The sequence below is a fragment of the Frateuria flava genome, assembly GCF_017837635.1.
Classification (GTDB): domain Bacteria; phylum Pseudomonadota; class Gammaproteobacteria; order Xanthomonadales; family Rhodanobacteraceae; genus Frateuria_A; species Frateuria_A flava.
This window is the reverse complement of the sequence record NZ_JAGJRS010000034.1, coordinates 230,340-246,211: the sequence shown is the minus strand read 5'-3', so window position 1 is coordinate 246,211 and position 15,872 is coordinate 230,340. Positions and strand designations below refer to the sequence as shown.

Below are 15,872 nucleotides of genomic sequence, written 5' to 3'. Positions count from 1 at the left end.
GGCGGCTCAGCCCTCCGGATGGGCATGATGGTGCATGACGTCCAGCGCCAGCGCGGCATGCGCATAGGCGCCGCCGGCGCGCATCTCGGCGGCCACCCAGATCGCCTCCATGATCTGCTGCTCGCTGGCGCCCTGCTTCAGCGCCTCGGCCGTGTGACCCTTGATGCAGTACGGGCACTGGGTGACGTGCGCCACGGCCACCGCGATCAGCTGCTTGGTCTGCGCCGCCAACGCGCCTTCGGCGAAGACCGCTGCGCTGAACGTCTTGAAGGCCTGCAAGGGTTCTGGGGCCAGCTCCCGGCGCTTGCGTGCGAGCTCGGCGGTGGATTCAGGGTAAAGGGGGTGCGTCATGCGGATCTACCTCATTGGATTCGCCCAGCTCACTTGCGCCAAGGGTCCAACTGGGCGGATCGCTGGCGGGGAAGCTTTGTGCCAGTTCGTCGTCGATCCTTCGCTCGGTGAGTTGGCGCATACCTGCGGTATCGGGCGGCAATGGGCGCAACACAGGCTTGTTCATGAGTGCCTCCTGACGAAGCGTGGCGGCGCGCCACACGGCGATCGCGGCGGCCCGGAGCGGCGGTACCCGGGCAGTTCCACCATGCGCGCCACAAGCGAGGTTTGCATTGATGCAGGTCAGCGTGCGCCGGGCGCGGCAACCGTGCGTGAGTCTTCAGACGCGAGGGCAGAGGCAGGCGGCTGGCGCTCAGCGCATGCCGACGCGGGTCCTCGCTTCGACGACCCCGTCGGCGGAGCTGTCGGCCTGGATCGGCACGATCGCGCGCGCCGTGCGGCGAGAGCTTTCCCAGCGGATCCAGCCGGCCGCCAGCGCCATGCCTCCGAAGGTCAACGGACCGCCGGGCCAGGAATGGGACTTGAAAACGTTGATGCCGAAACTGGCGACGGCCAGCAACAGCACGGGCAGCCAACCGTGCCCCGCCCGCTTGAGCGAGATCGAGCCCGCCACCGCGCCGAAGGACAACGACAGGCGTCCGATCAGGCCCATCAGCGGTGCATCCGTGAACCCCTTGCCGCCTAGCACGGGGTCGAACCACAAGGCATCGATCATGTCGCGCCAGGATTCCGGATCGCCGGAGGCCAACGCGCCCTTCACCAGCAGGCCGATCACCAGCCCGGCAGCGGTGTCGAAGGTGGTAAAGGCTACGGCGAACACGAACATGCCCGCCTTGCACAGCCACGCGGCCCAGTCCGTCCGGTCGCGCACCAGCATCGCAATGGACAGCGCCGAAAGCGGAAACAGCGGAATCTGTGCGTAGTGCACGAACATCCACCGATCCACATCCAGGTCGAAGAGATCCTGGGGATGGGGGTGGAAGATTTCGACGATCGCCAGCACCAACGGCGCGGCGACGACCATTGCGATGGCAAGCCAGGGCCTCATGGCGACGCGCTCATGCGTTTCGCTGACGGGCGTGCTGGACGGTAGGCGCATGGAGCCAACCTACCTCGCGCCTGGTCTACGCCATGTAGCGGTGTCCCGGTAATGGTCGCGCCCGGTCAGCTTGTGTATGGACAACAAGCCACGGAGCCGCCGCACTGCTAAAATCACCCGGCTGCGCCACCCGGCGCGCCATCAACTTCCTGGAGGACGCATGGGATTCCTGCACGGCAAGCGTGCCCTGATCGTCGGCATCGCCAGCCAGCGCTCGATCGCCTGGGGCATTGCCAACGCGATGCATCGCGAGGGCGCACAACTGGCCTTCACCTATCAGAACGAGCGACTGAAGGACCGCGTCGACGAGGCGGCCAACGCGTTCGGCTCCAATATCGTGTTGCCTTGCGACGTGGCCCAGGACGGCCAGATCGACCAAATGTTTGCGGAACTGGGCAAGCACTGGGACGGCTTCGACATCCTGGTCCACTCGGTCGGCTTCGCGCCGCGCGAGGCGTTGCAGGGTCAGTATCTGGACAACCTCACGCGCGAGAGCTTCACCATCGCGCACGACATCTCCAGCTACAGCCTCGCTGCACTGGCCAAGGCCGCGCGTCCGATGATGGCCGGCCGTGGCGGCGCCATCCTCACGCTGACCTACCTGGGTGCCGAGCGCGCGCTCAACAACTACAACGTGATGGGCCTGGCCAAGGCAAGCCTGGAAGCGAACGTGCGCTACCTGGCCTTCAACCTCGGTCCGGAAGGCACCCGCGTCAACGCGATCTCGGCCGGTCCGATCAAGACCCTGGCCGCCGCCGGTATCTCCAATTTCCGCAAGATGCTAGACCACGTGGACGAGAACGCCCCGCTACGCCGCAGCGTGACGATCGACGAGGTCGGCAACGTGGGCGCGTTCCTGTGCTCGGACCTGGCCTCTGGCGTGACCGGCGAGATCACCTACGTGGACGCCGGCTACAACATCCTTGGCATGACCGGCATTTGAGGTCAGCTCATCGCAAGTGAGAAAGCGGCCCTCGTGGCCGCTTTTTTTGTCTCGCCGCCGCGCCCGGAAAACTCGATGAAAGGCTTTGCAGGGTGGGCTTTAGTCCACCCTGCGGATGCATGGTGCCGGGCTGAAGCCCACCCTGCGAAGAAAGGCTACTCAGCGGGCCTTCCTCCATGTCGCGCGAAAGCGCAGCGGTTTGCATGAAGAGCCCTTCAGCAGCGCCTCCGCCGGCACCTGATCTCCAGACGCAGGAGCGGCAACAACAAAAAGGCGACCCGTAGGTCGCCTTTTTGCCACGTCTTCAACCGCGAGCCTACATCCGCTCCTTGGCGATCTTGATCTCGGTCTTCGCCTTCAGCTGTTCGATGAAGCCTTCGGTGGCCACGTTCCCGTAGGCAGCCAACATGCTCTGGCGCAGCATCTTGCGCTGATCGGGCGTCACCTTGGAGAGGTCGCCGTCCTGGACCTTGTCCACCGCCAGCAGCGCGTAGGCGCCCTCGGGCAGGGCCACCGCGGCGAACTGCGGCTTGCCTTCCCTGGGGTGCGGCAACAGGAAAGCCTCGTCACGCAATTGTTCGGGAAGGCCCTGCTGCACGCGCAACGCTTCCGGCACGCTCTCGACGGCCGCACCGACCGACGCGGCCACGACGTCCATCGCCTCGCCCTTCTGCAGGCGCGCCAGCAGGCCATCGGCACGCTGCTTGGCCGCCGCGGCGATGCGCTCGTCGAGGATGTCCTTCTCGATGGCGTCACGCACCTCCGCCAGCGGCTTCACCGCGGCGGGAACGTGCTTGTCGACGTGGATCACGACCGAGTGGTCGTTGCCCAGGTCGATCAGGTTGGAATTGTTGCCCTGCACGAGCACGTCATCGGAGAACGCCGCCTTGGCGACCTTCGGATCGGCCGCGATGCCGTTCTTGTCGCCCGCGCGGGTGAACAGGCCCGTGCTCTTGACCGGCAGGCCCAATGCCTGCGCCGCCGGCTCGAGCGAGGTCGGGTTCTGGTAGGTCTTGTCGGCCAGCTTGCCGGCCACCTCGTTGTACTTGCGCTCACGCTCGGCGGCGACCGCTTCCTGCTCGAGCTGGCTTCGCACTTCCTCGAATGGCTTGGCCTGGCCGCTGCGGACATCGCGCAGCCAGATCACGTGATAGCCCTCGTCCGACAGCACCGGCTTGGAGATCTGACCCTTCTTCAGCGCGAACAGCGCATCGTCGAAGGCCTTGTTGGTCACGCCCTGCTCCAGCCAGCCCAGGTCGCCGCCCTGGCGCCGCGAGCCCAGGTCCGACGAATCCTTCTCGGCCAGCTTGGCGAAGTTTTCCGGCGTCGCCTCGGCCGAGATCTTCTGGGCCTTGGCCAGCGCAGCCTTCTGCTGCTCAGGCGTGGCGTTCTTCGGCACATCGACCAGGATATGCGAAACCAGACGCTGCTCCGGCTGCACGAAGCGCTGCTTCTCGTCCTCGTAGCGCTTGCGCAGGTCGTCCTCGGTGGGAGGGTTGTCGGCCTTCAGGCCAGCCGCGTTGACCTCGACGTAGCGGATGGCAACCTGTTCGGGTGCCATGAACTCGGCCTGGTGCTGCTTGTAGTAGGCCTCGATCTGCGCGTCGGTAACTTTGCTGTCGGTCAACGCCGGGCGCGGCAGCATGGCGTAACGCACGTCACGGCGCTGCAGGCGCAGCTTGAGAAAGCGGTCGATCTCGTCCTCGGTGATGATGGTGCTGGCCGTGATCGCGTCGGGCACCAGGCTGATCGCCATCGACGAGCGCACCTCGTCCTCGAACATCGCCGGTGTCTTGCGTTGGGCCGCAAGCACGGCCTTGTAGGTGGCCGCGTCGAATTGACCGTTCACCTGAAAGGAGGGAATCGCGGCGATGGCATCGCGCACCGCGGCGTTGGAAACGCGCAGCCCCAGTTCGTCATTGGCCTTGAGCAGCAACTGCTGGTCGACCATGGCGTTAAGCACGCGCTCCTTCGTCTCCGGCTGCTCGTACACGCTCGGGTCGAACTGGTCGCCCATCTGCGCACTCGCCTGCTGACGAAGCTGGTTCATGCGGTTCTGGAAATCCTGCTGGCTGATCTCCTGCTTGCCGACCTTGGCCACGAAGGTCTCGGTCCGGGCGGTGAAATAGCCCTCGATGCCGAAGAAGGACATGGCGAACACCGCCACGCCCAGCACGACGATGGACGGCCAGCCGTGCATCTTGTCTCTCAACGACTGCAGCATATGGATTCCCGCGATTCGAAAGCTTTGCCAGCCGCAAAGCATAAACGACAAGGGCGCCACTTGGGCGCCCTTGGAATTACTGGCGGAGTGGACGGGACTCGAACCCGCGACCTCCGGCGTGACAGGCCAGCATTCTAACCGACTGAACTACCACTCCGCGATTCTGGTGGGTGCTGTAGGGATCGAACCTACGACCCTCGCCTTGTAAGGGCGACGCTCTACCGCTGAGCTAAGCACCCGAAACCGAGCGAACTAGCCGCTCAGTTTAGGGCATCCTTGAGCGTCTTGCCAGCCTTGAACGCCGGCACCTTGGAAGCCTTGATCTTGATCGTCTCGTTGGTGCGCGGGTTGCGACCGGTACGAGCGGCGCGCTTGCGCACGGTGAACGTGCCGAAGCCCACGACCGAGACGTCGTCGCCCTTCTTCAGCGCCTTCTGCACCGTCTCGAAGAACGCTTCGAGGGCACGGCCGGCGTCGGCCTTGGTCAGCTCGGCCTTTTCGGCGACGGCATTGATCAGATCGGTTTTATTCATTGAGACACTCCCTTAAACGGTTTGCTGCCCGCGTGATCGGTCTGGGACGAGAAAACGCCGCCATGAAATGCATGACCGGCATCCCCCGCTACCCCGCATCGCTACGCCAAATGCACGGCGCTTTGACTGCGGTGCCGTCTTTATACCAGTGCCCCGCGGCGGTCCGCAATACAAGCAATACCAACGGTTCCGGAGGTTTGACACCGATCCCGACCACTTGCAAACGGCAGCCGGAACGGCTACCGCGCGAGGGTCTGCGAGGGGTGCCTTGTGAAGGCAAAAAAAAGGCCGCCCGGGATCGGACGGCCTTGGGGAAAAAACCTTCAAGATCAGTGCGCGCGAGTACGATTCTCAGCCGTTTCCTCGGACGCCGGCTCGACCGGTGCATGTTCCTCACCGGCACTTTCGACTGCCGGCTTGGCCGGACGCAGCGGATGTTCCAATGCGATGTCGAGCACCTCGTCGATCCAGCGCACCGCGTGGATGTCCAGCGAGGAGGTGACGTTGGCCGGAATGTCGGCCAGGTCCTTCTTGTTTTCCTCGGGGATGATCACCGTGGTGATGCCGCCACGATGCGCGGCAAGCAGCTTTTCCTTCAGACCACCGATCGGAAGTACGCGACCGCGCAGCGTGATCTCGCCCGTCATCGCCACTTCCGAACGCACCGGCACCTTGGTCAACACCGAGACTAGCGCCGTGCACATGGCAATGCCCGCGCTTGGGCCGTCCTTGGGCGTGGCGCCTTCGGGCACGTGGATGTGTACATCGAGGTTCTGATAGAAATCCGGGTCGATGCCCAGCTGGTCCACACGCGCCCGCACCACCGACGTGGCCGCCTGGATCGATTCCTTCATGACGTCACCCAGTTGCCCGGTGTGGACCATCCGGCCCTTGCCGGGCACCACCGAAGCTTCGATGCTCAGCAGATCACCGCCGACCGAGGTCCAGGCCAGGCCAGTAACCAGGCCCACCTCGTTTTCCTGTTCGGCACGGCCGAAATCGAAACGGCGCACGCCAAGGTAGTGCTCGATATTCTCCGGCGTAACGACCACCTGCGTTGCGGCCGGCTTTTTGCGGGCTTTGCCCGCCGGCTTTGCCGCCGCCTTGGCCTTGGCCTGCTTGACCTGGCCGAGGGCGAGTTCCTTGACCACCTTGCGGCAAATTTTGGCGATCTCGCGCTCAAGGTTGCGCACGCCCGACTCGCGCGTGTAATAGCGCACGATGTCGCGCACGGCCTCCGACTCGATGCTGAGCTCTTCCAGCTTGAGGCCATTGGCCTTCAGCTGCTTGGGCAGCAGGTAGCGCTGCGCGATCGCCAGCTTTTCATCCTCGGTGTAGCCCGGCACCCGGATGACTTCCATGCGGTCCAGCAGCGGGCCAGGAATATTGAGCGAGTTGGCGGTCGCGATCCACATCACCTCGGAGAGATCCAGGTCGACTTCGAGATAGTGGTCGTTGAATGCATTGTTCTGCTCCGGATCGAGCACCTCGAGCAACGCCGAGGACGGATCGCCACGGAAGTCCATCGACATCTTGTCGATCTCGTCGAGCACGAACAGCGGATTGCGCGTACCGACCTTGTTGAGGTTCTGCACGATGCGGCCGGGCATCGAACCGATGTAGGTACGCCGATGACCGCGGATTTCCGCCTCGTCGCGCACGCCGCCCAGACTCATGCGGACGAACTTGCGGTTGGTCGCCTTGGCGATCGACTGGCCGAGCGAGGTCTTGCCGACGCCGGGCGGACCGACCAGGCACAGGATCGGGCCCTTCATCGTGTTCACACGCTGCTGCACGGCGAGGTATTCGAGGATGCGGTCCTTGACCTTTTCCAGACCGAAGTGATCGGCATCGAGCACTTCCTGGGCAACCGCGAGGTCTTTGCGCACCTTGGTCTTCTTTTTCCAGGGCACGCCGATCAGCCAGTCGAGGTAGTTGCGCACCACCGTCGCCTCGGCCGACATCGGGGACATCTGCTTGAGCTTGGAGAATTCCTGCTTGGCCTTGGCCAGCACCGGCTTGGGCATGCCGGCGTCCTCGATCTTGCGCTGCAGTTCCTCGATCTCGTTGACGCCCTCCTCGCCTTCGCCCAGTTCCTTCTGGATCGCCTTCATCTGTTCGTTGAGGTAGTACTCGCGCTGACTCTTCTCCATTTGCGACTTGACGCGTCCGCGGATGCGCTTTTCCACCTGTTGCAGATCCATCTCGCCATCGACCAGACCGATCAACAGTTCCAGGCGCTGGCCGACGTCAGCGGTTTCCAGCACCTTCTGCTTTTCGGCCATGCGAACGGTCAGGTGCGCGGCGATCGAATCGGCCAGGCGCGAGGGATCGTCGATGCCGGAAAGCGTGGCGAGCACTTCGGGCGGCAGCTTGCGGCTCTGCTTGACCAGCTGCTCGAACAGCGACACCAGGGTGCGAGAGATGACGTCAAGCTCCCGCTCCTTGGCGCTGTAGACGGGCTCGATCACGCGCGAGCGCGCCATCAACATGCCGCTTTCGTTGCGGTATTCCTCGATGGACACGCGCGACTGTCCCTCGACCAGCACCTTGACGGTGCCATCGGGCAGCTTCAGCAACTGCAGCACGCCAGCCAGGGTACCGACTTCGTGCAGGTCGCCGGAGGCCGGATCATCGATATCGGGGCTCTTCTGCGCCACCAGCAGGATCTGCCGCTCGCCTTCCATCGCTTGCTCGAGCGCGCGCATCGATTTGTCGCGTCCGACGAAAAGCGGAATGACCATGTGGGGGTAGACCACCACGTCGCGCAACGGCAGCACCGGGAGTGCGTCGAGCGTGGCGCCGGTAGCGGTAACGGAGGCGTGTTTTGCCATCGAAAAAGTCCCCGAGGATTTGTAAGGTTTACCCCGACACTGCGCCGAGGTCTCCAGCAGGTCAAGTGGAGTCGACCTGCGCCGCCGTCAAGTCAACGCGACCGTTCAGAGCGGCTGAAACGGAGACTTGCAGATTCCAGGCCAAGGCTACGCAGCCTGCGCCGGGCTGGGTGAGAACCATGACGCAATGCCACTTGCATGGCCAAGGCTGAGCAGGCGCCTGCGTGCCTGCCCGCCAAAAAACAAACGGCCCCGGCAATGGCCGGGGCCGCTGTTTTTTGACGCTACACGTCGGTCAGGCGGCGTCGCCACCCTCACCCGCCACGCGTTGCTGTTGCAGGTTGCCGCGGTAGATCAGGTAGGGCTCGGCCTGACCCTCGATTACCGCGTCGTCGACCACCACCTTGCTGACGTGCTCCAGCGAAGGCAGCTCGTACATGGTGTCCAGCAACACCTGCTCGAGGATGGTGCGCAGGCCGCGTGCGCCGGTCTTGCGCTTGAGCGCCTTCTTGGCGATCGCCTGCAGGGCTTCCGGGCGGAACTCGAGTTCCACCCCTTCCATCTCGAACAGTCGACGGAACTGCTTGGTGACGGCATTCTTTGGCTCGGTGAGGATCTTCACCAGCGCCGGCTCGTCGAGCTCATCCAGAGTCGCCACGACCGGCAGGCGGCCGACGAACTCGGGAATCAGACCGAACTTGACCAGGTCCGACGGCTCGACCTCGGCCAGCACTTTACCCAGATTCTCGGTGCGCTCCTTGGAGCGGACCTCGGCGGAGAAACCGATGCCGGTGGTCTCCGAACGCTGCTGGATCAACTTCTCCAGACCAGCGAACGCGCCGCCGCAGATGAACAGAATATTCTTCGTGTCCACCTGCAGGAATTCCTGCTGCGGATGCTTGCGCCCGCCCTGGGGCGGTACCGAGGCCAGCGTGCCTTCGATCAGCTTGAGCAGCGCCTGCTGCACGCCTTCGCCCGACACGTCACGCGTGATCGAGGGGTTTTCGCTCTTGCGCGAGATCTTGTCGATCTCGTCGATATAGACGATGCCCGACTGCGCCTTGTCGACGTCGTAGTCGCACTTCTGCAGCAGCTTCTGGATGATGTTTTCGACATCCTCGCCCACGTAGCCCGCTTCGGTCAGCGTGGTGGCGTCGGCGATGGTGAACGGCACATTGAGCAGTCGGGCCAGCGTCTCGGCCAACAGCGTCTTGCCCGAGCCGGTCGGACCGATCAGGAGAATGTTGGACTTGCCGAGTTCGACCTCGTCGCTCTTCTGGCGCGATTCCATGCGCTTGTAGTGGTTGTACACGGCCACCGCCAGCGCCTTCTTGGCGCGGGTCTGGCCGACCACGTACTGGTCGAGGGTTTCCATGATCTCGCGGGGCTTGGGCAGATGACTGCGCCCGGAGGCGGCCTTCTCCTCCAGCTCCTCGCGGATGATGTCATTGCAAAGCTCTACGCACTCGTCGCAGATGAACACGGATGGACCCGCGATCAGCTTGCGCACTTCATGCTGGCTCTTGCCGCAGAAGGAGCAGTAGAGGATCTTGCCGCTGTCGTTGGAACGGCCCTGCCGCTCGTCGCTCATATCAGGTCCTGCTGTGTTTCGGTTGCGTCGTCAGAATAGCACAGGGCTCCGCGCCTGCTTGTGCCTGCGCGGAGCATGCTTCCTGCGATCTGGATCGGCCGGAATCAGGTTGGCTGAAGTCAGGCCGACTTGACGGTTTCGACCCCGCGGCGGTCGAGAACCTGGTCGATCAGGCCGTAGTCCCGAGCCTCGATCGGATTCATGAACCGGTCGCGTTCCATGTCGCGCTCGATCTTCTCCAGCGGCTGGCCGGTGTGGTCGACATAGAGCTGGTTCAGGCGCTGGCGGATGTAGAGGATTTCGCGCGCCTGGATCTCGATGTCGGTCGCCTGGCCCTGGGCGCCGCCGGAGGGCTGGTGGATCATGATGCGCGAGTTGGGTAGCGAGAAACGCTTGCCCTTGGCGCCCGCCATCAGCAGCAGCGAGCCGGCGCTGCAAGCCTGGCCGATGCACATGGTGCTGACGTCAGGCTTGATGAACTGCATGGTGTCGTAAATCGCAAGACCCGCGGTGACCGCGCCGCCCGGGCTGTTGATGTACAGATGGATGTCCTTGTCCGGGTTCTCCGATTCCAGGAACAGCATCTGGGCGATCAGCACGTTGGCGACCTGGTCGTTGACCTCGCCGACCAGGAAGATCACCCGCTCCTTGAGCAGGCGCGAGTAGATGTCATAGGAACGCTCGCCGCGAGCGGTCTGCTCGACGACGATCGGCACCAGGTTGAGGTTCTGGATCGGGGCCATGGCCATGCGTGCTTGTTCTCCGGATGAGGCCCGCCTTCAGGCGGGCCTGATGATGGTGCCTGGCAGTGTCGCTCAGGCGCCGGCCGGGCGCATCACTTCGTCGAAGCCCAGGTGCTTTTCAGTGGTCTTGGCGTGCTCGGCCACCCATTCGGCCACCTGGTCTTCCATCACGCGGTTCTGCAGCCCAGACATCAATTGGGGGTCGGCATTGTAGAGTTCAACGACCTTCTCCGGCTCTTCATAGGTCGAGGCGATGGCAGCGAGCTGCTCGGCGACACGCTTGCGGTCGATCTTCAGTTCCTGCTTGCGGGCGATCTCGCCCATCAGAAGACCGGCAATCACACGCTTGCGGGCCATCGGCATGGCCGCCTCGATCAGCTGCGGCGGCGGCTGCTGTCCACGCGGCACGCTGCCGGCGGCCAGGTTGCGCGCCTCGGATTGCACCATCATGTTCGGCACCTCGAGTTCACCGTGGGCGTCGGCCAGCTTTTCGGCGACCTCGGCCTTGAGGCGGCCCATGAGGGTGGCCTTGAGCTCTCGCTCGAGGTTGGCGCGGACCTCCTTGCGGAAGGTCTCCAGATTACCGTCGGCGATACCGAACAGCTTGGCGAACTCCTCGTTCACTTCCGGCAACTGCGGCGCCTGCACCTTGATGATCTTGAAACTGACCTGGGCGGTCTTGCCGGCCAACTGCGGGTTACCGAAATCTTCCGGGAAGGCGATTTCGGTCTCGAACTCATCGTCCGCCTTGCGGCCGCTCAGCGCTTCGTCCAGCGCCTTGAACAGCGTGCCCGAACCCAGCACGCTACCGGCGCGCTCCAGGCCCTCGGCCGGGAAGCGGTAGTCACCGGTGGTGGCCGCGTACTCGAACATCACGAAGTCGCCCTCGGCCGAAGCGCGCTCAACCGGGTCGAAGCTGCGACGCTGCAGGCGCAGGGTCTCGATCATCTTTTCGATGTCCGCGTCAGTCACTTCGGCGACCGGGCGGTTGACCTCCAACGCGGCGATATCGATCTCCGGAAACTCCGGCATCACTTCGAAGGTGGCGGTATAGGCGATCTCGCCGTTTTCCGGCCGGCCGGTGGTATCGATCGAGGGGTTGGCGACCGGACGAAGGTTCTCCTTCTCGAAGGCCTCGCGCAGGGTACTGCCGATCAGATCGGACAACACTTCACCGCGCACCTGCGAGCCGAAGCGCTGCTGGATCACGGTCGCCGGCACCTTGCCAGGGCGGAAGCCCTTCAGGCGCACCGTGCGCCCCATCTCGGCGATGCGCGCGCTGACCTGCGACTCCAACTGGTCCGCCGGGAACCGCACCGTGAGCTTGCGCTCGAGCTTGCCGACGTTCTCAACCGAAAACTGCATGACGACTCCTGGTAACTCTCGTGATGGACCGGCGTGCGGGCCGGCCTTGCAGAAACTGATAAGGGAATGGTGCGAAAGGAGGGATTCGAACCCTCACGGGGGTTACCCGCCAGAACCTAAATCTGGTGCGTCTACCAGTTCCGCCACTTTCGCATCGCGCCCGCAGAGGGAAAGCGGCGGATTCCAAACGGAATTCGGCCAAGCGCCCCGCCCCGCTAAGTCGATGATTCCCTTACGCCAAAGCGGGGCATTTTACGGTTGCGCGGCCGGACAGCACAAGCAGGGTGCGGGTTGGGCTGCCATGCCCCTGCCTATCGCTCCCTCTATCCTCTGGACAGAAGGCCGGGCGCGGGGCAAGGCCTGCGAAATATCCATCGAAGCAGCTCGCCAGGTTGCTTCCGGCGAGCCCGCCTTACCTCTCCCCAAGGGATAGCGAGCGGGAGCGCAAAGGCACATGACTCCCTCGGGAACGCAATCACTTGGATCCGCCGCCACCCGGGACCTTACGCCATGCGGCCATGCGTGCATCCGGGACCGGTGCTTTTGCAGAGCGCCCTAGGGGCCAACCGCGATGCCACATGGGACGCCCGAGGCGCGCCCAAGGGCGCTCCTGCAAAAAGCGAACACCACCCACACGGCACCGCGTCGCCCATGGCCGCGTCAGGGAGCCTCCCCGCGATTTCTTCCCCGCGATTTGGTGAAGAAAAAAAAACAGGCGCCCGGTTTCCCGAGCGCCTGGCTTTTTTGGTGGGCCGTGTAGGATTCGAACCTACGACCAATTGATTAAGAGTCAACTGCTCTACCAGCTGAGCTAACGGCCCTTGAAACTACAAATTGGGGTGAGCGATGGGATTCGAACCCACGACATCCGGAATCACAATCCGGGACTCTAACCAGCTGAGCTACGCCCACCATAAAACAATGAATCTGGCGCGCCCGACAGGAATCGAACCTGCAACCGTCGGCTTAGAAGGCCGATGCTCTATCCGGTTGAGCTACAGGCGCATGTCCGAAGCATAACGCCTGCTGGTCGGGGCAGAGGGATTCGAACCCCCGACATCCAGCTCCCAAAGCTGGCGCTCTACCAGACTGAGCTATACCCCGTAGCAAACCTGTAGGACGCGTTTCGCGTTCCGAAGCTCTCGAATGCTACGGGTGACGCCTCACCTCGTCAATCCGTTCCAGCACGTCAGAATCCGTTCCGACCCCATCGGCAACAGAGCCGACGAACAAGTCATGGTGCGAACATCACGACTTGCGATGTAAATGGCGCGCCCGGAGAGATTCGAACTCCCGACCACCAAGTTCGTAGCCTGGTACTCTATCCAACTGAGCTACGGGCGCGCGGTGAAACTGGTTTGCCGTGGGACCACCGCCGAAGCGATGGGTGCCGAAGCAAGAAGCGGAATTATTCAGATTGGACGCCGCTGCGTCAACACCTTTTTCAAAAAATCTTTGCTTTCTGCCGCGGAGATTTTTTTCCCGTTGCCAGCGCTCGAAGATTTGGACGTCCAAACGGAACCATGCTTGCACGTCCCTTCCCCGCCATGCAGGGAAGGTCACGCCGGTTCAACCATGCGGCTGCGTCGCCGGGTCACCGAGCTTGGGTGAGCCGGCATCGCCACGTGGCGGCAGGTTCGGCGGTACCGAACCACCCGAAGACGGCTTGGACCAGTCGGCCGGCTCGCCCGGCTGGCGGCCCGCCATGATGTCGTCGATCTGCCGTGCGTCGATGGTCTCGTACTGAAGCAACGCGTCGGCCATGACGTGCAGCTTGTCGAGGTTATCGGTCAACAGCCGCTTGCTGCGTGCGTAGGCGCGATCAAGGATGTCGCGTACGACTTCGTCGATGCGTCGGGCCGTCTCGTTGGAGACATTCTTGTGCTGCGTGACCGAGCGGCCCAGGAAAACCTCGTCCTCGTCCTCGCCATAGGTAACCGGCCCGAGCTCGTCGGACAGGCCCCACTTGGTGACCATGTTGCGCGCCATCTTGGTGGCCCGCTCGATGTCGTTGGACGCGCCCGTGGTGACCTTGTCGGCGCCGAAGATGAGCTCCTCGGCGACACGGCCACCGTAGAGCGAGCAGAGCTGCGATTCGATCGCCACGCGGTTGATCGAATACTTGTCGGCCTCGGGCAGGTACATGGTCACGCCAAGCGCGCGACCGCGCGGGATGATGGTGACCTTGTAGACCGGGTCGTGCTCGGGCACCAGGCGGCCGACGATGGCGTGGCCGGCCTCGTGGAAGGCGGTCAGGCGCTTCTCGTCCTCGCTCATGGCCATCGAGCGGCGCTCGGTGCCCATCAGGATCTTGTCGCGCGCCTTGTCCAGGTGGCTCATGCGCACTTCGCGGGCGTTCTCGCGCGCGGCGAACAGCGCCGCCTCGTTGACCAGGTTGGCCAGGTCCGCGCCGGAGAAGCCCGGCGTGCCGCGCGCGATCACCATCGGGTTGACGTCGCTGGCGGTGGGCACCTTGCGCAGGTGTACCTTGAGGATCTGCTCGCGGCCCTTCACGTCAGGCAGGCCGACGACCACCTGGCGGTCGAAACGGCCCGGACGCAGCAGCGCCGGATCGAGCACGTCGGGCCGGTTGGTCGCCGCAATGACGATGATGCCCTCGGTCCCCTCGAAGCCATCCATCTCGACCAGCAGCTGATTCAGCGTCTGCTCGCGCTCGTCGTGGCCACCGCCCAGGCCAGCGCCGCGATGGCGACCGACCGCGTCGATCTCGTCGATGAAGATGATGCACGGCGCATGCTTCTTGGCCTGCTCGAACATGTCGCGCACGCGGCTGGCGCCGACGCCGACGAACATCTCGACGAAGTCCGAACCGGAGATCGAGAAGAACGGCACCTTGGCCTCGCCGGCGATGGCCTTGGCCAGTAGCGTCTTGCCGGTGCCGGGCGGGCCGACCATCAGCACGCCGCGCGGAATCTTGCCGCCCAGCTTCTGGAACTTGCCCGGATCGCGCAGGAACTCGACCAGTTCGCCGACTTCCTCCTTCGCCTCGTCGCAACCGGCAACGTCGCTGAAGTTGACCTTGACCTGGTCCTCGCCCTGCAGCTTGGCGCGCGAGCGGCCGAAGCTCATCGCGCCGCGCCCGCCCGCGCCGGCCTGCATCTGGCGCATGAACCAGATGAACACGCCCACGATCAGGATGATCGGCAGCCAGTTGACCAGCAGGCCGAGCAGCGAGAAGCCGTTGTTGGACGGCTCCTGGGTCACCACCACGTTCTTGTCCTGCATCTGCTTGACCACCCCGTTGGTGGAGAAGCCGAGCACGGGCGCGACGGTGCGGAAGGCGCTGCCATCCTTCAGCTTGCCGGTGATGGTGGCGGGGTTGTCGGCGCTGATCGTGGCGCTGGCGACGTTGCCGCTGTCCACACTCTGCACGAAGCTCGAGTAAGGCAGATCAGACGAGGAGCCGCCGTGCGGATTGAAGCTCTGGAAGACCGTCAGCAGGACCACCGCGATGATCAGCCAGAGCAACAGGTTTTTCGCCATTTCGTTCATGCGCGGGTCTCGTCCGTTTGCCCGCCCCCGGCCTTCTTGCCGGTGGCGAGCGCATACACCTCGCGCGAACGCGCGCGCGAAGCCTTGGGTTTACGCATGGTTACGCGCGCGAACTGCGCGCGCAAGTTGCGCAGGTAGTCATCGAAGCCGGCGCCCTGAAACAGCTTGATCAGGAACGCACCACCCGGTTTGAGCCATTGCCGGGAGAAATCCAGCGCCAGATCGGCCAGGTCCATCGCACGGATCTGGTCGGCCAGCGCCACACCACTCATATTGGGGGCCATGTCCGACAGTACAAGATCGACCGGCTGCCCTCCCAGGCGCTGCTCCAGTTGGTGCAGCACGCTTTCCTCACGGAAATCGCCCTCGATGAAATCCACTCCCGCGATCCCCTGCATCGGGAGAATGTCCAGCGCGATCACCGTGCCGTTGTCGCCCAGGCGTTGGCGTACCAGCTGCGACCAGCCGCCGGGGGCCGCGCCCAGGTCGACCACGCGCATCCCCGGCTTGAGCAGGCGGTCGCGCTCGATCAGCTCCTCCAGCTTGAACACCGCACGCGAGCGCAGTCCCTCGGCCTGGGCCTTCTTCACGTAGACGTCGTCGAAGTGCTCCCGGAGCCACCGGGAGCTGCTTTTGCTGCGGGACATGCGGCAGGGGGCACCGATGGGGAAGGACG

The 15,872-nt window shown here is 64.0% G+C and carries 12 protein-coding genes and 8 tRNA genes; 1 reads left to right on the top strand and 19 read right to left on the bottom strand.

Going from position 1 to position 15,872, the window contains the following annotated elements:
* Positions 1 to 6: 6 nt before the first annotated feature.
* From J7I44_RS16140 to J7I44_RS16130, 3 genes are all read right to left on the bottom strand, one after another.
* The gene (locus tag J7I44_RS16140; RefSeq protein ID WP_209623108.1) at positions 7 to 351 is read right to left on the bottom strand and encodes a carboxymuconolactone decarboxylase family protein; all 345 of its coding nucleotides are present in this window, start codon (positions 349 to 351) and stop codon (positions 7 to 9) included.
* Positions 329 to 517, bottom strand: coding sequence for a hypothetical protein (locus tag J7I44_RS16135; RefSeq protein ID WP_209623106.1), 189 nt, complete (start codon positions 515 to 517; stop codon positions 329 to 331). The genes J7I44_RS16140 and J7I44_RS16135 overlap by 23 nt, the downstream gene beginning before the upstream one ends.
* Positions 518 to 703: 186 nt before the next feature.
* Positions 704 to 1,450: a hypothetical protein gene (locus J7I44_RS16130; RefSeq protein ID WP_209623104.1), complete on the bottom strand. Its 747-nt coding sequence runs from the start codon at positions 1,448 to 1,450 to the stop codon at positions 704 to 706.
* Positions 1,451 to 1,610: 160 nt separating this feature from the next.
* On the opposite strand from J7I44_RS16130, the gene J7I44_RS16125 reads away from it, so the two are divergent.
* Complete coding sequence (locus J7I44_RS16125) at positions 1,611 to 2,393, top strand: enoyl-ACP reductase FabI (RefSeq protein WP_209623102.1); 783 nt, start codon at positions 1,611 to 1,613, stop codon at positions 2,391 to 2,393.
* A gap of 316 nt (positions 2,394 to 2,709) precedes the next feature.
* Here J7I44_RS16125 and J7I44_RS16120 read toward each other — a convergent pair whose 3' ends face one another.
* From J7I44_RS16120 to rlmE, 16 genes are all read right to left on the bottom strand, one after another.
* Positions 2,710 to 4,617 (bottom strand): SurA N-terminal domain-containing protein, encoded by a 1,908-nt coding sequence (locus tag J7I44_RS16120; RefSeq protein ID WP_209623100.1) that lies wholly within the window; start codon positions 4,615 to 4,617, stop codon positions 2,710 to 2,712.
* An 80-nt stretch (positions 4,618 to 4,697) separates the two neighbouring features.
* Positions 4,698 to 4,774: transfer RNA gene (locus J7I44_RS16115), tRNA-Asp, on the bottom strand.
* 7 nt (positions 4,775 to 4,781) lie between these two features.
* Positions 4,782 to 4,856 (bottom strand) — tRNA-Val (locus tag J7I44_RS16110).
* Between the two features lie 21 nt (positions 4,857 to 4,877).
* The gene (locus J7I44_RS16105; RefSeq protein ID WP_209623098.1) at positions 4,878 to 5,150 is read right to left on the bottom strand and encodes an HU family DNA-binding protein; all 273 of its coding nucleotides are present in this window, start codon (positions 5,148 to 5,150) and stop codon (positions 4,878 to 4,880) included.
* A gap of 329 nt (positions 5,151 to 5,479) precedes the next feature.
* Entirely contained in the window at positions 5,480 to 7,984 is a 2,505-nt protein-coding gene (gene lon / locus J7I44_RS16100; RefSeq protein WP_209623095.1) for an endopeptidase La, read from the bottom strand.
* A gap of 295 nt (positions 7,985 to 8,279) precedes the next feature.
* Positions 8,280 to 9,575 (bottom strand): ATP-dependent Clp protease ATP-binding subunit ClpX, encoded by a 1,296-nt coding sequence (gene clpX / locus J7I44_RS16095; RefSeq protein ID WP_209623092.1) that lies wholly within the window; start codon positions 9,573 to 9,575, stop codon positions 8,280 to 8,282.
* A gap of 119 nt (positions 9,576 to 9,694) precedes the next feature.
* The gene (clpP, locus tag J7I44_RS16090; RefSeq protein ID WP_245188233.1) at positions 9,695 to 10,324 is read right to left on the bottom strand and encodes an ATP-dependent Clp endopeptidase proteolytic subunit ClpP; all 630 of its coding nucleotides are present in this window, start codon (positions 10,322 to 10,324) and stop codon (positions 9,695 to 9,697) included.
* Positions 10,325 to 10,390: 66 nt separating this feature from the next.
* On the bottom strand, positions 10,391 to 11,683 hold the full coding sequence (gene tig, locus J7I44_RS16085) for a trigger factor (RefSeq protein WP_209623091.1): 1,293 nt from the start codon (positions 11,681 to 11,683) through the stop codon (positions 10,391 to 10,393).
* A gap of 67 nt (positions 11,684 to 11,750) precedes the next feature.
* Positions 11,751 to 11,836, bottom strand: a tRNA-Leu gene (locus J7I44_RS16080).
* A 592-nt stretch (positions 11,837 to 12,428) separates the two neighbouring features.
* Positions 12,429 to 12,504 (bottom strand) — tRNA-Lys (locus J7I44_RS16075).
* A 14-nt stretch (positions 12,505 to 12,518) separates the two neighbouring features.
* Positions 12,519 to 12,595, bottom strand: a tRNA-His gene (locus J7I44_RS16070).
* Positions 12,596 to 12,611: 16 nt separating this feature from the next.
* Positions 12,612 to 12,688, bottom strand: a tRNA-Arg gene (locus tag J7I44_RS16065).
* A gap of 22 nt (positions 12,689 to 12,710) precedes the next feature.
* Positions 12,711 to 12,787, bottom strand: a tRNA-Pro gene (locus J7I44_RS16060).
* 163 nt (positions 12,788 to 12,950) lie between these two features.
* Positions 12,951 to 13,027: transfer RNA gene (locus J7I44_RS16055), tRNA-Arg, on the bottom strand.
* 225 nt (positions 13,028 to 13,252) lie between these two features.
* Complete coding sequence (gene ftsH / locus J7I44_RS16050) at positions 13,253 to 15,196, bottom strand: ATP-dependent zinc metalloprotease FtsH (RefSeq protein ID WP_209623089.1); 1,944 nt, start codon at positions 15,194 to 15,196, stop codon at positions 13,253 to 13,255.
* Positions 15,193 to 15,843 carry a 23S rRNA (uridine(2552)-2'-O)-methyltransferase RlmE gene (gene rlmE / locus J7I44_RS16045; protein ID WP_209623087.1) on the bottom strand — a complete coding sequence of 217 codons (651 nt, stop codon included), beginning with the start codon at positions 15,841 to 15,843 and terminating at the stop codon, positions 15,193 to 15,195. Before rlmE ends, ftsH begins: the two co-directional genes overlap by 4 nt.
* Positions 15,844 to 15,872 lie beyond the last annotated feature (29 nt).

What these genes read in the sequence shown, in the direction of transcription:
- J7I44_RS16140 (WP_209623108.1), bottom strand. Translation starts at nt 351, where the DNA reads ATGACGCACCCCCTTTACCCTGAATCCACCGCCGAGCTCGCACGCAAG.
- J7I44_RS16135 (WP_209623106.1), bottom strand. Translation starts at nt 517, where the DNA reads ATGAACAAGCCTGTGTTGCGCCCATTGCCGCCCGATACCGCAGGTATG.
- J7I44_RS16130 (WP_209623104.1), bottom strand. Translation starts at nt 1,450, where the DNA reads ATGCGCCTACCGTCCAGCACGCCCGTCAGCGAAACGCATGAGCGCGTC.
- J7I44_RS16125 (WP_209623102.1), top strand. Translation starts at nt 1,611, where the DNA reads ATGGGATTCCTGCACGGCAAGCGTGCCCTGATCGTCGGCATCGCCAGC.
- J7I44_RS16120 (WP_209623100.1), bottom strand. Translation starts at nt 4,617, where the DNA reads ATGCTGCAGTCGTTGAGAGACAAGATGCACGGCTGGCCGTCCATCGTC.
- J7I44_RS16105 (WP_209623098.1), bottom strand. Translation starts at nt 5,150, where the DNA reads ATGAATAAAACCGATCTGATCAATGCCGTCGCCGAAAAGGCCGAGCTG.
- lon (WP_209623095.1), bottom strand. Translation starts at nt 7,984, where the DNA reads ATGGCAAAACACGCCTCCGTTACCGCTACCGGCGCCACGCTCGACGCA.
- clpX (WP_209623092.1), bottom strand. Translation starts at nt 9,575, where the DNA reads ATGAGCGACGAGCGGCAGGGCCGTTCCAACGACAGCGGCAAGATCCTC.
- clpP (WP_245188233.1), bottom strand. Translation starts at nt 10,324, where the DNA reads ATGGCCATGGCCCCGATCCAGAACCTCAACCTGGTGCCGATCGTCGTC.
- tig (WP_209623091.1), bottom strand. Translation starts at nt 11,683, where the DNA reads ATGCAGTTTTCGGTTGAGAACGTCGGCAAGCTCGAGCGCAAGCTCACG.
- ftsH (WP_209623089.1), bottom strand. Translation starts at nt 15,196, where the DNA reads ATGAACGAAATGGCGAAAAACCTGTTGCTCTGGCTGATCATCGCGGTG.
- rlmE (WP_209623087.1), bottom strand. Translation starts at nt 15,843, where the DNA reads ATGTCCCGCAGCAAAAGCAGCTCCCGGTGGCTCCGGGAGCACTTCGAC.